Source organism: Lelliottia jeotgali (assembly GCF_016771845.1).
Taxonomy (GTDB): Bacteria; Pseudomonadota; Gammaproteobacteria; order Enterobacterales; family Enterobacteriaceae; genus Enterobacter; species Enterobacter jeotgali.
On record NZ_JAENMQ010000004.1, the window covers coordinates 49,405 to 63,975 of the forward strand.

Annotated in this window: 14 protein-coding genes; 7 read left to right on the forward strand and 7 right to left on the reverse strand. The window is 53.3% G+C overall.

Features of this window, described 5'->3' with window-relative positions; genetic code table 11:
• Window positions 1-7 precede the first annotated feature (7 nt).
• The 6 genes from rlpA (at window position 8) to lipA (ending at window position 5,993) form a co-directional block, all read left to right on the forward strand.
• A complete protein-coding gene (gene rlpA / locus JBO43_RS11025; RefSeq protein ID WP_103946680.1) occupies window positions 8-1,108 on the forward strand; it encodes an endolytic peptidoglycan transglycosylase RlpA in 1,101 nt (366 codons plus the stop codon).
• Window positions 1,109-1,247: 139 nt separating this feature from the next.
• The gene (gene dacA / locus JBO43_RS11030) at window positions 1,248-2,459 is read left to right on the forward strand and encodes a D-alanyl-D-alanine carboxypeptidase DacA (RefSeq protein WP_095281215.1); all 1,212 of its coding nucleotides are present in this window, start codon (window positions 1,248-1,250) and stop codon (window positions 2,457-2,459) included.
• A 107-nt stretch (window positions 2,460-2,566) separates the two neighbouring features.
• The gene (gene ybeD / locus JBO43_RS11035) at window positions 2,567-2,830 is read left to right on the forward strand and encodes a DUF493 family protein YbeD (RefSeq protein WP_095281214.1); all 264 of its coding nucleotides are present in this window, start codon (window positions 2,567-2,569) and stop codon (window positions 2,828-2,830) included.
• 96 nt (window positions 2,831-2,926) lie between these two features.
• Window positions 2,927-3,568 (forward strand): lipoyl(octanoyl) transferase LipB, encoded by a 642-nt coding sequence (gene lipB, locus JBO43_RS11040; protein ID WP_095281213.1) that lies wholly within the window; start codon window positions 2,927-2,929, stop codon window positions 3,566-3,568.
• 298 nt (window positions 3,569-3,866) lie between these two features.
• Window positions 3,867-4,820, forward strand: a complete 954-nt coding sequence (locus JBO43_RS11045) for a YbeF family transcriptional regulator (protein WP_095281212.1) — start codon at window positions 3,867-3,869, stop codon at window positions 4,818-4,820.
• A gap of 207 nt (window positions 4,821-5,027) precedes the next feature.
• Window positions 5,028-5,993, forward strand: coding sequence for a lipoyl synthase (gene lipA / locus JBO43_RS11050; protein WP_095281211.1), 966 nt, complete (start codon window positions 5,028-5,030; stop codon window positions 5,991-5,993).
• Between the two features lie 81 nt (window positions 5,994-6,074).
• Here the strand turns inward: lipA and tatE are convergent, their stop codons facing one another.
• Both tatE and JBO43_RS11060 read right to left on the reverse strand, forming a co-directional pair.
• Window positions 6,075-6,278 (reverse strand): twin-arginine translocase subunit TatE, encoded by a 204-nt coding sequence (gene tatE / locus JBO43_RS11055; protein ID WP_095281210.1) that lies wholly within the window; start codon window positions 6,276-6,278, stop codon window positions 6,075-6,077.
• Window positions 6,279-6,405: 127 nt separating this feature from the next.
• Window positions 6,406-7,194, reverse strand: a complete 789-nt coding sequence (locus tag JBO43_RS11060) for a deaminated glutathione amidase (protein WP_095281209.1) — start codon at window positions 7,192-7,194, stop codon at window positions 6,406-6,408.
• 67 nt (window positions 7,195-7,261) lie between these two features.
• Here JBO43_RS11060 and crcB point away from each other — a divergent pair, with 67 nt between their 5' ends.
• Complete coding sequence (crcB, locus tag JBO43_RS11065; RefSeq protein WP_095281208.1) at window positions 7,262-7,645, forward strand: fluoride efflux transporter CrcB; 384 nt, start codon at window positions 7,262-7,264, stop codon at window positions 7,643-7,645.
• Between the two features lie 222 nt (window positions 7,646-7,867).
• On the opposite strand, the gene cspE is transcribed toward crcB, so the two are convergent.
• The 5 genes from cspE to JBO43_RS11090 all read right to left on the reverse strand — a co-directional run bounded on the left by cspE (window position 7,868) and on the right by JBO43_RS11090 (window position 14,565).
• The gene (gene cspE / locus JBO43_RS11070) at window positions 7,868-8,077 is read right to left on the reverse strand and encodes a transcription antiterminator/RNA stability regulator CspE (protein WP_000034826.1); all 210 of its coding nucleotides are present in this window, start codon (window positions 8,075-8,077) and stop codon (window positions 7,868-7,870) included.
• Window positions 8,078-8,267: 190 nt separating this feature from the next.
• Window positions 8,268-8,843, reverse strand: a complete 576-nt coding sequence (gene pagP, locus JBO43_RS11075) for a lipid IV(A) palmitoyltransferase PagP (RefSeq protein ID WP_095281207.1) — start codon at window positions 8,841-8,843, stop codon at window positions 8,268-8,270.
• 162 nt (window positions 8,844-9,005) lie between these two features.
• On the reverse strand, window positions 9,006-12,110 hold the full coding sequence (locus tag JBO43_RS11080) for an efflux RND transporter permease subunit (protein WP_202674299.1): 3,105 nt from the start codon (window positions 12,108-12,110) through the stop codon (window positions 9,006-9,008).
• Window positions 12,107-13,312, reverse strand: a complete 1,206-nt coding sequence (locus JBO43_RS11085) for an efflux RND transporter periplasmic adaptor subunit (RefSeq protein WP_202674300.1) — start codon at window positions 13,310-13,312, stop codon at window positions 12,107-12,109. Before JBO43_RS11085 ends, JBO43_RS11080 begins: the two co-directional genes overlap by 4 nt.
• Window positions 13,309-14,565 carry a TolC family protein gene (locus JBO43_RS11090; RefSeq protein ID WP_202674301.1) on the reverse strand — a complete coding sequence of 419 codons (1,257 nt, stop codon included), beginning with the start codon at window positions 14,563-14,565 and terminating at the stop codon, window positions 13,309-13,311. The genes JBO43_RS11085 and JBO43_RS11090 overlap by 4 nt, the downstream gene beginning before the upstream one ends.
• Between the last annotated feature and the right edge of the window lie 6 nt (window positions 14,566-14,571).

A 14,571-nucleotide genomic window follows, 5' to 3' on the forward strand; every position in this document is an offset into this window, starting at 1 on the left:
GATCGCCATGCGTAAGCAGTGGCTGGGAATCTGCATCGCAGCAAGTTTACTTGCAGCTTGTTCAAGTGACGATGGTCAGCAACAGGCGACTATCGCGCCGCCGCAGCCTGCGGTATGTAACGGTCCGGTCGTTGAAATCAGCGGTGCGGACCCGATTTATGAACCGCTGAACGCCACGGCGAATCAGGATTATCAACGTGACGGCAAGAGCTATAAAATCGTTCAGGACCCGTCGCGTTTCAGCCAGGCCGGTTTTGCCGCTATTTATGATGCAGAACCCGGCAGCAACCTGACCGCGTCCGGTGAAGCGTTTGACCCTGCACAGATCACTGCCGCGCATCCGACGTTGCCGATCCCAAGCTATGTGCGCGTCACGAACATGGCCAATGGCCGTATGATTGTGGTGCGTATCAACGACCGTGGGCCATATGGCAACGACCGCGTGATCTCGCTGTCCCGTGCTGCGGCCGATCGTCTGAATACCTCAAACAACACCAAAGTACGCATCGACCCGATTATTGTGGCACAAGACGGTACGCTGTCTGGCCCCGGTACGGCGTGTACGACCGTGGCAAAACAGACTTACGCCCTCCCTGCTCGCCCGGATTTAAACGGCGGGATGGGCAGCGCCACTTCTATGCCACAGGACACCACACCTGCGGATAACGTTCGCGCTATCAGCAACGATACCCTGAAAAGCGACGACGCCACCGGCGCACCGGTGAACAGCAGTGGTTTCCTGGGTGCAGCAACACCGCTGGCTTCAGGCGTTCTCGAAGGTAGCGAACCGACGCCAGCCCCCGTTGCAGCCACGCCTGTTACTCAACCAGCCCCCGTAACCGCTCCTGCTGTCGTAACGCCGCCAGCGGCGGGTTCTGCCAGCGGCAGTTTTGTGGTTCAGGTGGGTGCAGTGAGCGATCAAGCGCGTGCGCAGCAGTATCAGCAGCAGCTGAGCCAAAAATTTGGTGTCCCTGGCCGCGTTGAGCAAAACGGAGCCGTCTGGCGTATTCAGATGGGGCCGTTTGCCAGCAAATCTCAGGCCGCATCGTTGCAGCAACGTTTGCAAAGCGAAGCGCAATTACAATCGTTTATCGCTGTTGCGAAGTAATTAATCGGCGGTATCCGAATTGTCAGCTTATGTAACTTGCGTTCACAAACTCGCGCTGAAAGTCGGATGCCTGCCTGTATAGCATTTGCTATAGTAAGGCACTTTTTTTAATTCCATCACGGATGTCGTAGTTCTGACCATGAAGACCACTCTCTCCGCTCGATTCCTGCAGCGCATGGCGCTGACCACGGCCCTTTGCGCAGCCGCTCTTTCAGCCGCTCACGCTGATGACCTGAATATCAAGACCATGATCCCTGGCGTCCCGCAGATTGATGCGGAATCCTACATCCTGATCGATTACAACTCTGGCAAAGTGCTGGCAGAACAGAACGCTGACTCGCGCCGTGATCCTGCGAGCCTGACAAAAATGATGACCAGCTACGTCATCGGTCAGGCCATGAAAGCCGGTAAATTTAAAGAAACCGATCTGGTCACCGTGGGTAACGATGCCTGGGCCACCGGCAACCCGGTGTTCAAGGGCTCTTCCCTGATGTTCCTGAAACCAGGCATGCAGGTGCCTGTTTCTCAGCTGATCCGCGGTATCAACCTGCAATCCGGTAACGATGCCTGTGTGGCAATGGCCGATTTCGCCGCCGGTAGCCAGGACGCCTTTGTTGGCCTGATGAACAGCTACGTTTCCGCGCTGGGCCTGAAGAATAGCCACTTCCAGACCGTTCACGGCCTGGATGCAGACGGTCAGTACAGCTCCGCGCGCGATATGGCGCTGATTGGCCAGGCGCTGATCCGCGACGTACCAAACGAATACACTATCTATAAAGAAAAAGAGTTCACCTTCAACGGCATCCGCCAGACCAACCGTAACGGTCTGCTGTGGGATAACAGCCTGAATGTGGACGGCATCAAAACCGGCCATACGGATAAAGCAGGCTACAACCTGGTGGCCTCCGCAACCGAAGGCCAGATGCGTCTGATCTCCGCAGTGATGGGCGGTCGTACCTTTAAAGGTCGTGAGACGGAAAGTAAAAAACTGCTGACCTGGGGCTTCCGTTTCTTCGAAACCGTGAACCCACTGAAAGCCGGTAAAGAGTTTGCTTCAGAGCCGGTGTGGTTTGGCGACAACGACCGCGCATCCCTCGGCGTAGATAAAGATCTGTACCTGACCATTCCTCGTGGCCGCATGAAAGATCTGAAAGCCAGCTACGTGCTGAACACCAGCGAACTTCACGCTCCGCTGCAGAAGAACCAAGTGGTGGGTACCATTAACTTCCAGCTGGACGGTAAAACCATCGATCAGCGTCCGCTGGTGGTGCTGGACGAAATTCCAGAAGGTAATTTCTTCGGCAAAATCATTGATTACATTAAATTGATGTTCCATCATTGGTTTGGTTAAAAATTGAACACTTGAAAGTGTGATTTTGATCCCCATATACTAAGTATCCTGATAACTCCCACCTGCACGTGGGAGTTATTATTTTTTGATGTAATGCCGGAGCTGACATGAAAACCAAACTTAACGAACTGCTTGAATTCCCTACCCCGTTTACTTACAAAGTAATGGGTCAGGCGTTGCCGGAGCTGGTTGACCAGGTGGTTGAAGTGGTACAGCGCCATGCGCCGGGTGACTACTCTCCGACGGTAAAACCAAGCAGCAAGGGCAACTACCACTCGGTTTCCATCACCATCACTGCTACGCATATTGAGCAGGTCGAGACGCTGTATGAAGAACTCGGCAATATCGAAATCGTCCGTATGGTGCTGTAGTCCCCTCGTGGTTACCCGCTTTGCCGGGTAACCCGCTCTTCCTCTGTGATATACTTCCGCTCACCTTTTGTCGCTACATCCCCCGGAGTTGCCGTTTTGTATCAGGATAAAATTCTTGTCCGCCATCTCGGGCTGCAACCTTACGAGCCTGTCTCTCAGGCTATGCATGATTTCACTGACTCACGCGATGACACCACTCCTGACGAAATTTGGCTGGTCGAGCACCTGCCTGTCTTCACTCAGGGGCAAGCGGGTAAAGCTGAGCATGTTCTGGTTCCCGGTGATATTCCCGTGATTCAAAGCGACCGAGGCGGTCAGGTGACCTACCACGGGCCCGGTCAGCAGGTGATGTATGTGCTGCTGAATCTGAAACGCCGAAAACTCGGGGTGCGTGAACTGGTCACCGTACTGGAACAAACCGTGGTCAATACGCTGGCAGAATACGGCATTGATGCGCATCCGCGCGCTGATGCGCCAGGGGTGTATGTCGGAGAGATGAAGATTTGTTCGCTAGGACTACGCATCCGCAAAGGCTGCTCATTCCACGGTCTGGCACTTAATATCAATATGGATCTTTCGCCTTTCCTGCGCATCAATCCCTGCGGTTATGCGGGAATGGAAATGACCCAAATGCGTCAGTGGGTAGAAAAAGCCACACCTGATATTATTCGCCCTTCGCTTGTCAGTCATCTTTTAGCGCTGCTAAACAATCCACCGCACGAATATATTCCCGCTTAATATATAATACATCATGGTCCATTTATTTGATGGACCATCGCGTATTTACCGCATTTACGCTTTACAATAATCCATTGTTTCTATATTTTCGAAGCGCTTGAGCAGGTTTACTTATTTGCCTATTTTAATTTCAGTGCGTGAATACCACCTGTCGAATTGGCCTTCATTTGATTGAAAATTACACAGATTCTTGATTTTCTTAAACAAATGACATCCATAAATATCTTTACCAATAACAATAAGCACAATAATTAAATTCAACTATCATTCATATTGTGAATGAATACGGAGTGACAGCGTGGATTATAATAATTTACCAGCTAAACGACTGAATGAGCCCGGCGGTCAGGACAAGCCGCAAGTTTTTAGGACTTTACGTAATATTGACCTCAATTTATTGACAATCTTTGAGGCTGTATATGTCCATAAGGGTATCGTAAATGCTGCGAAAATTCTTAATCTCACACCCTCAGCAATTAGTCAGTCTATTCAGAAATTACGCGCGATATTTCCTGACCCTCTGTTTATTCGTAAGGGCCAGGGCGTCACACCAACCGCCTATGCCACGCACCTGCATGAGTACATTAGTCAGGGTCTGGAGTCTATTCTTGGCGCACTGGATCTCACCGGTAGCTACGACAAACAGCGCACAATAACTATCGGAACTTCACCGTCCGTCGGTGCGATGGTGTTACCTACTATCTACCAGGCAGTCAAACGCGAAGCCCCACAGCTGCTGCTGCGCAATATTCCTGTCAGCGATTCCGAAACCCAGCTATCGCAATTCCAGACTGACCTGATCGTCGACAGCAATGCCTTCGGTGCCCGTGCGTTGGCCCAGAATGTGCTCTATGCCGACGGACTGCTGCTGGTGTGTCGCAAAAACCATCCGGCATTGAGCCAGACGGCAACGGCGGAAAATCTGCGTGAATATGAATACGCGCTGTTCATGAACGACGGGCAGAATCTCAATCAGCTTCACCAGCGGATTAATGAACTGTTCCCGGATCGTCAAATCAGTTTTAGCAGTTACAATATGTTCACGATTGCCGCCCTGATTGGCAGCAGCGACTTACTCTCTGTTATGCCTGCTCGTCTTTACAACCTGCTCAATCAGTGCTGGCCGCTGGAGCATATTCCCTATGCGCCCCTCAATGCGGAATCTATCGAAATCTCACTGCATTACAACAAACTGAGCCTGCGTGACCCGGTTCTTGAAAACGTGATCAATATTATCCGTCAGGCGTTTTGACGTCTCTCCCCAGCGCAAGCCCCCGTCCCGTAGGGGGCAAAGGGCACAAAACAACAACTATTTTACAATTTGGCGACCTCACAGGCTGCTTTATCGCCCTTATCAATGATATACTGCCTGTCGTTCGTTCAAAAATAGTTGATAAATACAACATTCCCTTGAATTGAAACGCTTTCCCTCGAATTTCGCAACTGGAACACGCACGCTATGAGTAAACCCATTGTGATGGAACGCGGTGTTAAGTACCGCGACGCCGATAAAATGGCCCTTATCCCGGTTAAAAACGTGGTTACGGAGCGCGAAGCGCTGTTAAGAAAACCGGAATGGATGAAAATCAAACTCCCGGCCGACTCGTCACGCATTCAGGGTATCAAAGCGGCGATGCGTAAGAATGGCCTTCACTCCGTCTGTGAAGAAGCGTCTTGCCCTAACCTTGCGGAATGTTTCAACCACGGTACGGCAACCTTCATGATCCTCGGGGCCATTTGCACCCGTCGCTGCCCGTTCTGCGATGTGGCACACGGTCGCCCAGTCACACCTGACGCCAATGAACCGCAGAAACTGGCTCAGACCATTGCTGACATGGCATTGCGTTATGTGGTGATTACCTCCGTTGACCGTGACGATCTCCGCGACGGCGGTGCTCAGCACTTTGCTGATTGCATTAGCGCCATCCGCGAGAAAAGCCCGACCATCAAGATTGAAACGCTGGTGCCTGATTTCCGTGGTCGTATGGATCGCGCACTGGACATTCTTACCGCCACGCCACCGGACGTGTTTAACCACAACCTGGAAAACGTTCCTCGCGTGTATCGTCAGGTTCGCCCTGGCGCAGATTACAACTGGTCGCTAAAACTGCTGGAACGCTTTAAAGAAGCGCATCCACACATTCCGACCAAATCAGGTTTGATGGTCGGTCTGGGTGAAACCAATGCGGAAATCATCGAAGTGATGCGCGATTTGCGCCGTCATGGTGTCACGATGCTGACCCTGGGCCAGTATCTGCAACCTAGCCGCCATCACCTGCCGGTTCAGCGCTACGTGAGCCCGGATGAGTTTGACGAGATGAAAGCCGAAGCAATGGCGATGGGCTTTACCCACGCTGCCTGTGGCCCATTCGTTCGCTCTTCCTATCATGCCGACATGCAGGCGAAAGGCGAAGAAGTGAAGTAATAATTTATTACACTTCAGGCATAAAAAAACCGGCTATTACGCCGGTTTTTTTCTTTCCAGAGTTCTGGAAGGATGTAGCCATTATTCTTTGTGCGACAGCTTCTCAGCCGGGACTTCATCATCTGCGGTTTTCTTCGCAGAGGAATCGTCGTCATTCATCGCTTTTTTGAAGCCTTTAATGGCCGTACCCAGGTCTCCGCCCAGAGTACGTAACTTCTTGGTACCAAACAGCAGGACGACCAGCGCCGCAACCACCAGCAGTTTAGTAATACTAATCTCACCCATAGATACCTTCTTCACTTAAAACAGGCTGCATACAGCGCCAGAAAACCTGATGTTATTAACGGACATTCGACGCGCGCACACAATAGCAATCTGTAACAAGGTGAATCAAGCTCTGATGAAAAAAACATCACAATAATTGCGGTGGCGCAAACCGTCGGTTCATCAGCACTGGTAATTGCCGCCGCGCCTGCACTATGCGCTCGCGGTCGATTTCTGCCATCAATAGCGCAGGGGCCTCAGCCGCCGCCGCAATAGTCACGCCGAGGGGATCAATAACCCGGCTCTGCCCGATATTCTTGTTTCCGCACTCTCCCGCAGCCACCACATAGCAGGTGGTGTCCAATGCGCGCGCAGCCAATAAGGTCGCCCAATGATGCTCTTTGAGCGGTCCCTTAACCCACGCAGCAGGCAGAACTAACACTTCAGCGCCCGCCAGTGCCAGATTCAGCGCCATCTCGGGAAAGCGCAAATCGTAGCAAGTCATCAGCCCCAATGTAATGCCTTCGACGTCTATCAACGGCGGGAGCTGGCCTCCAGGATCGACCAACCGCGATTCCTGAATAGTAAAGGCGTCATAAAGATGGAGCTTGGCGTATGTCCCGATGATTTTCCCTTCGCGTATAACTACCAGCGTATTCGCCGCCCTGCCCTGCGTCGTCGGTATATGTACAGTCAATACGGTGGTGAGTCGGTTGCGCTGGCTTTCCTCCAGCAATGTCTGCAGAAAACCACCGTCCAGCGGTTGTGCTGACTTCACGGAGAGGTCCGGATCCTGGTCATCACGCGCCAGCAGCGCTTCCGGTAGTACCAACAGCGCCGCACCCTGACGCGCCGCTTGTGCCATCAATAAGACGCACTGACGGGCATTTTCCTCCCACAATGGCGTTACCGCAAACTGCCCGACCGCAACATACATATTTTCCCCTTACTTCAGTTAGCGATACACTCTCTATTCTGACTCAATCAAACAGCAGGAATTGCAAGTGGTACAACTCCTTTTAGCCGTGTTTATTGGTGGCGGCACCGGAAGCGTTGCACGATGGTTTCTCAGCATGCGTTTTAATCCTATGCATCAGGCCATTCCCATCGGAACGCTTGCCGCCAACCTGATTGGCGCATTTATTATTGGTATGGGGCTGGCATGGTTTAACCGAATGACCAATATTGACCCCGTCTGGAAGGTACTGATTACCACCGGTTTTTGCGGCGGCTTAACAACGTTTTCCACCTTCTCTGCCGAAGTGGTATTCCTGTTCCAGGACGGGCGTTTTGGCTGGGCGCTGACCAACATCGCTGTCAATATGCTCGGTTCGTTTGCAATGACCGCGCTCGCATTTTGGTTATTTTCTGCCGCCAGCGCGCACTAAGCGCAGGCACATTAATGTTAGCTTAATTTTTCTCTGTCACTCTGGTCGACAAACCGACCAGGGGTGATCAAATGAAAGATAAAGTGATGAGCGCAGGCATGGTGTTACTGAGTGTACTTATCGTCGCCAGCTTCCTGAAAATCTATCTGTTTTAGCTGAAAAAAAAGCCAAAAAAAACCCGCTCAATGAGCGGGTTTTGAAGTTCTTGCTGAACGGCTCGAATTACAGAGCAGTTACGTTAGCAGCAGAAGGACCTTTGGCACCGTTAGTGATTTCGAACTCAACGCGCTGGCCTTCAGCCAGGGTTTTGAAACCATTAGTCTGGATTGCAGAGAAGTGTACGAACACATCTTTGCTGCCATCTTCCGGAGTAATGAAACCGAATCCTTTGGACTCATTAAACCACTTAACGTTACCTTTAATCTTAGACATCAAAATTACCTTTACATGAAAAATGGACACAAATGCTGTGTCGGGTATCAGTACAACAATTGTGGGGCGTTTTGTCCAGCGGTTCTTTATCAAAAAGTGACAAAAGTCGCGTTAATTTTATCGGCTGGCTTTTTATTCTTTTTGACACAAATAACGTGTATTTTTCAGCCAGTCAGGCGCCATTTTTCAGTTAAAACTGAAAGCGCATCCAGGCAAAGTAAACGTTTCCGTTATTGTAAGTGCCCGGAATGTAGGTCATCTGGAATGTCGCCGGGCCATAGCCAATCGAGGCCAGCGGCAACAGCACTGGGATCGGGATGTACTTCCAGTTATCACGCGCCGTGAACCCTGCCGTGTATCCCAGACCCAGATGGAAATTATCATCCGCCAGCGGACGCCAGGTTTTCTCCCAACCGTAACCGCCAATCGGCTCCCATTTGTTATAGGAGTCTTTAAACGCCATCAGGTAAAGACCGTGCCAGTTACCCTCTTCATCCCAACGGGATTGACCGAAACCGGCACCCCACGGGCGTTCGTTGTAACGGTCCGTTTTCTCTTTGTCGTAGGCAAAGCGTGCATGCCAAGTGATTGCCGGAACATAGAGGTCGTAATGCTCTGGTTCATTCCAGGTTTGCGCCACGTTATCGGTGAACGTTGAAAACCAGCCTTTGCCTGCTGCATTCTCTTCTGCCATTGCCGAAGACGACAACGCCAGTTGCCCCAAAATAAACAACAACACTAAATAAATATTATTTCTTACCGTCACAATGAGATTACCATTTTTTGTATTCGGGGCGATCTTAACAAATTTTAATTAAATGAAGACTTAATAAAATCGGTTTTATTCCGAATTATTTACTTTCAAAATGGGAATATTCCTACTGAACGGTAAGGATGCGCCTCAATATAGGCGAGGCGCATACACAACTTAACGTTTATGTAACAATTTATACAAAGCAGGAATAACCAGCATCGACAATAACGGCGCCGTTATCATCCCGCCGATCATCGGGGCTGCGATGCGTTGCATCACCTCCGAACCACTGCCACCTCCCCACATGATAGGCAGCAACCCCGCCATGATCGTCGCCACTGTCATCACTTTTGGACGCACGCGCAGCACCGCGCCTTCGTGGATAGCCCGCATCAACTGAGTGTTTCCGCCGCCGGGATACTTATCCAGCGCCTGATTAAGATACAGCACCATAATAACGCCAAACTCAGCGGCAACGCCTGCGAGCGCAATAAACCCAACAGCACCTGCGACAGAAAGATTATATCCCAGCAGCCACAGTAACCAGACGCCGCCAATAAGTGCGAAAGGTAATGACCCCATAATTAATAAGACATCTGAAACGCGTTTAAACGTCAGCCACAGTAATATAAAGATAATCATTAGCGTTACTGGCAGAACCACTTTCAGTTTTTCCGTCGCACGCTCCAGATATTCAAATTGCCCTGACCACGCGAGCGAAACGCCCTGCGGCAATGTGACCTTTTCGGCAACTCTTTGTTGCATTTCCTCCACCGCCGATTTCAAATCCCGCCCGCGCAAATCGACATATATCCAGTTCGACAATCGCGCATTTTCGCTTTTCAACATTGGCGGCCCCTCTGTCACCACAATGTCCGCCAGCTCGCCCAGCGCAATTTGCCCGCCGTTCGCGGTTACCACCGGCAACACCCGCAGTTTATCGACGTTTTCTCGCAGGTCGCGGGGGTAACGCACGTTAATCGGATAGCGCTCGCGCCCCTGGATTACCTCGCCAATATTGTCACCGCCCACAAGCGTAGACACCATGCTTTGCAGCTCATCGACAGAAACGCCATAACGCGCCGCTTTCTGCCGGTCGATACGAATATCGACGTAGCGCCCGCCAGCCAGCCGTTCAGCCAGCGCGGAGGTCACACCTGGCACCTCTTTCACAATCGATTCAATCTGCGCGGCAACGCGCTCGATATCGCCAATATTGTTGCCGTTTACCTTGATGCCAATCGGGCTTTTAATCCCCGTTGCCAGCATGTCCAGACGGTTGCGAATCGGTGGCACCCACACGTTGGCAATGCCAGGAACCGAGACGGTTTTATCCAGCTCATCCACCAGCTTTTCGGGCGTCATGCCCGGTCGCCACTGGTCTCGTGGTTTGAAGTGAATGGTGGTTTCAACCATCGTGAGGGGTGCAGGATCGGTAGCCGTTTCAGCCCGTCCTGCTTTGCCAAATACGCTGGCGACTTCTGGAACGCTTTTGATAAGACGATCGGTTTGTTGCAGCAGACGGCTGGCTTCGCGCGCCGAAATCCCCGGCAACGTCGATGGCATATACAGCAAGTCGCCCTCGTCCAGCGGCGGCATAAATTCGCTGCCCAACCGGCTGAGCGGCCACAATGTCACCAGTAAAAGCGCCAGTGCCAGTGCCAGCGTGGTTTTTGGGAACGTCAGCACTTTATCCAGCAGCGGTTCATACAGTCGAATCAAAAAACGGTTGATAGGGTTCGCTTTCTCATCCGGGATTTTGCCGCGAATGAAATAGCCCATCAGCACCGGAATCAACGTAATCCCGAGCCCTGCGGCCATCGCCATCGACCAGGTTTTGGTGAAAGCCAGCGGCGAGAACATCCGCCCTTCCTGCGCTTCGAGGGAGAAGACCGGAATAAACGACAGCGTTATGATCAGCAAACTGCAAAAGAGAGCCGGACCCACTTCGACCGCCGCGCGCTCAGCCAGGTGCCAGTAGTCGCCTGACGACGGCTCTTGACCCGGATGCTCATGCCTCCACTGCTCTAGCACTTTGTGCATGTTTTCAATCATTACAATCGCAGCGTCCACCATCGCCCCGATAGCAATCGCAATCCCGCCGAGCGACATGATATTCGCGTTGATACCCTGATAGTGCATCACCACAAACGCGCCCAAAATCCCCAGCGGCAGCGAGACGATCGCCACCAGCGCCGAGCGGAAATGGAAGAGGAATAACGCACACACCAGCACCACCACTGCAAACTCTTCCAGCAGCTTGTGGGTGAGGGTTTTGACCGAATCTTCAATCAGCGTTGAGCGATCGTACACCGGAACAATTTCTACCCCTTCCGGCAGCGTTTTTTGCAGCGCCTGGAGTTTGTCTTTCACTGCATGAATGGTTTCCAGCGCGTTCTGCCCGTAGCGCATCACTACCACGCCGCCGGCCACTTCACCTTCGCCGTTCAGTTCAGCCACGCCGCGACGAATTTCGGGACCGTAGTTCACCGTGGCGACATCACTTAGCAACACCGGTTTACCGTCGCGCGAGGTGAGCACCACGTTGCGAAAATCATCAAGCGCGCGTAAATAGCCAGTGGTGCGCACCATGTATTCTGCCTCGCCCATCTCCAGCAAGGCGCCGCCACTCTCTTTATTGGCCGCCTGAACCGCACTCACGACCTGTCCATGCGTGATATTCAGGGCGCGCATTTTCTCAGGCGATACCACAATCTGATACTGGCGCACCATTCCGCCAATGCTGGCGACCTCCGAGACGTTTGGCACGGTCTTCAGTTCAAACTTTAACGTCCAGTCCTGAAGCGCCCGTAAATCCGCCAGGCTGTGCTTGCCTGTTTTGTCGATCAATGCATATTCATAAATCCAGCCCACGCCTGTGGCGTCCGGTCCCAGCGAGACTTTCACCCCAGTCGGTAATTGCGACTGAACCTGGCTTAAATACTCCAGCACTCTGGAACGCGCCCAGTACAAGTCGGTACCATCTTCAAACAGCACATAGACATACGCATCGCCAAACATTGAAAAGCCGCGCACGGTTTTTGCGCCTGGCACAGAGAGCATCGAGGTGGTCAGCGGCCACGTGACCTGATCTTCAATCACCTGCGGTGCTTTACCGGGATAACTGGCTTTGACGATCACCTGCACGTCAGACAAATCAGGCAGCGCATCCAGAGGTGCTCGTTGCATTGCCCACCAGCCCCAGCCTGCCATAATCACTGCTGCGAGAATGACTAACAGCCGGTTACGCAGCGAAGCACGAATCACAGCGGCAATCATTGCGTCACCTCCGGCAGCGCACTACGCAGGCTGGCTTCTGAGTCGATCAGGAATTGCCCTGAGGTGACAACGTTATCGCCCTCTTTCACGCCCGTGGTGATTTCAGTCCAGCCCCCGGCGGTGGCCCCCGTCGTCACGTTAACCGGACGGAAATAGCCGTCGCCCGTTGCCAGCAGTACCCGCTGAGATTCGCCGCTATTGATAACCGCCTCTTCCGGAACGGCGAGCACTGCCGCTCCATGTGTTTGTTCTGCACGAGACACATTCAGGAACATACCTGGCTTCAGTTTGTTATCCGGGTTGTCCAGCACGATGCGCGCCTGGAGCGTACGCGTGGTGGTTTCCATCTGCGGTAACAGTTCGCTGACTTTTCCGTGAAAACGTATCCCCGGCCAGCTTTCGGAAGTGGCGATCATGTCACTGCCTGCGATAAGCGATTGCGCCTGCGTTTGCGGATAATCCACCACCAGCCAAACCGTATCCAGCGCGGCGATGTCAAACAGCGGCGCAGTGGCCGCCACTTGCGCCCCTTCCCTGGCCTCCAGTTTAACGACATATCCAGCGCGTTCGGCTCGCAGCGTCAGTCGGGTTTGCGGTTTGCCGCTACGCTCGACGCCGCGAATGATCTCTTCCGGCATAAATTGCAACGCCAGTCGCTCGCGCGCCGCGCGGGTAAGTGTCGCGTCACCCAACTGACGCACGGCCAGATATTCCTGCTGCGCGGTTGTCCATTGCGGAACCCAAATCTCTGCCAGCGGCTCACCGGCTTTGACCTGCTGCTGCTGAGCGCGAACGTACAGTTTGGCGATCACTCCTGCGGCAGGCGCCGGATAGCTGGTCAGACTGCGTTCATTAATCGATACCGTCGCATAAGAGGAAAAAGATTGCGCGAGCTGCCGCTTCTCAACGCGGGCTGTTTTCATCCCGAGGTTTTGCTGCTGCTGCGTGCTAATCGCCACGCCTGCCGCCGCTTTTTCCTCATCGGCGTAGCGCGGAACCAGCTCCATATCCATAAAGGGGGATTTGCCCGGTTTATCAAAACGCTGGCCAGGCATCATGGGGTCGTACCAGTAGAGCACTTTGCGTTCGGCGGGTTTAGCTGCGTCGGAAGCAACATGATTCTGATGCTGGCCAAAATAATAGCCGCCGCCTGCCGCCAACAGCACGGCCAGCGCGATCGCGCTAAGGGCGAGTGTTTTCATTGTGTGATTTCCTGCGGGGAAAGCCATTGAATGGCCGCCCAGGTCCGCGCCATTTCGCGCTCGGCCTGGTTTGCTGCCAGTTCGGTGTCGAGCACGCTGCGACGCGCCTCAAGAAGCGCCGGAAGCTCCGACTGCCCGGCTCGGTACTGTGCGGCGAGCACGTCCAGCCGTTTATGCTGGAGCGGCAAGATGTCATCGCGCTGGCGCTGCCACAGAGTCTGGGCGGCCTGGTATTGCGCCACCAGCGACTGCACTTGCGCGACATGCTCGCGCTGAATCAACGTCAGTTGATCCACCGCCTGCATCGAGCGCGACACGTCGGCGGCGTAATCTTTGTCCTGCCTGCGCGACTGGAATAACGGCAGATCCACGGTAAACATCACCCCGGCCATATCGTCATACCCTTCAGCGCGATGGGAATAGAACACTTCCACATCGACGTCGGGAATGGCTGCGACCGCTGACTGTGCCGATCGCGCTTTCGCCGTTTCCGATTCTCGCTGTGCGGCTTCTACTTCCGGGTGGCGGACAATCGCCTCCTCCAGCGTTTTCTCATCGGCGGGCAAGCGCTGATAGCGCGGCAGCGGGCCTTGCACCTCGGTGATGGATTGTCCGGTGAGCTGGAACAGACGGCTTTGCGCCAGCTGAACATCCCGTGTCGCCAGGGTGACTTTGTCGCGCATCGCGCTCAGGGTCATTTGCAGCGATAGCACACTATCCGGCGCCGCACTTCCCGTGCCAACACTGGCTTTTTGCGCACCCTGCTGGCGTTCCGTTTCGTTCACCAGTTTTTTAGCTGCATCCAACGCCTGAGTTGATAAAGCCAGATCGAGCCACGCCTGGGCCGTATCACGCTGAAGCGCGGCGCGAATGGTCTCGGATTTCGCCTCCACCCCGCGCGCTTGTGCCTGTAACGTCTGCGATTTACGCTCCCGTTTTTCAGCACTCACATAGCTTTGCATGATGCCAATGCGCTGCATCGTCATCCCTTCGCGGGTAAAACGCTGGTCATTACTTCCCTGAACTGGCACGTTTTCGATGCCAAATTTGAGCTTAGGATCGGGAAGTTGCGTGGCAGAATCCGCCATCATATCCAGGGCCTGCGCCTCATTACGGCTGGCAGAAAGTTCGGCGGAATAGCGCTGGGCTTCGGTCAGGGTTTGCGCGAGCGTCCAGGGCTGCGCCTGAACCGCTGAGCTTAAAAAGCCGAGCAGCACCCCACCGAGCCAGAGGCTCAGTGTTTGTGGTTTCATGGTGTG

What these genes read in the sequence shown, in the direction of transcription:
- rlpA (WP_103946680.1), top strand. Translation starts at nt 8, where the DNA reads ATGCGTAAGCAGTGGCTGGGAATCTGCATCGCAGCAAGTTTACTTGCA.
- dacA (WP_095281215.1), top strand. Translation starts at nt 1,248, where the DNA reads ATGAAGACCACTCTCTCCGCTCGATTCCTGCAGCGCATGGCGCTGACC.
- ybeD (WP_095281214.1), top strand. Translation starts at nt 2,567, where the DNA reads ATGAAAACCAAACTTAACGAACTGCTTGAATTCCCTACCCCGTTTACT.
- lipA (WP_095281211.1), top strand. Translation starts at nt 5,028, where the DNA reads ATGAGTAAACCCATTGTGATGGAACGCGGTGTTAAGTACCGCGACGCC.
- tatE (WP_095281210.1), bottom strand. Translation starts at nt 6,278, where the DNA reads ATGGGTGAGATTAGTATTACTAAACTGCTGGTGGTTGCGGCGCTGGTC.
- JBO43_RS11060 (WP_095281209.1), bottom strand. Translation starts at nt 7,194, where the DNA reads ATGTATGTTGCGGTCGGGCAGTTTGCGGTAACGCCATTGTGGGAGGAA.
- cspE (WP_000034826.1), bottom strand. Translation starts at nt 8,077, where the DNA reads ATGTCTAAGATTAAAGGTAACGTTAAGTGGTTTAATGAGTCCAAAGGA.
- JBO43_RS11080 (WP_202674299.1), bottom strand. Translation starts at nt 12,110, where the DNA reads ATGATTGCCGCTGTGATTCGTGCTTCGCTGCGTAACCGGCTGTTAGTC.
- JBO43_RS11085 (WP_202674300.1), bottom strand. Translation starts at nt 13,312, where the DNA reads ATGAAAACACTCGCCCTTAGCGCGATCGCGCTGGCCGTGCTGTTGGCG.
- JBO43_RS11090 (WP_202674301.1), bottom strand. Translation starts at nt 14,565, where the DNA reads ATGAAACCACAAACACTGAGCCTCTGGCTCGGTGGGGTGCTGCTCGGC.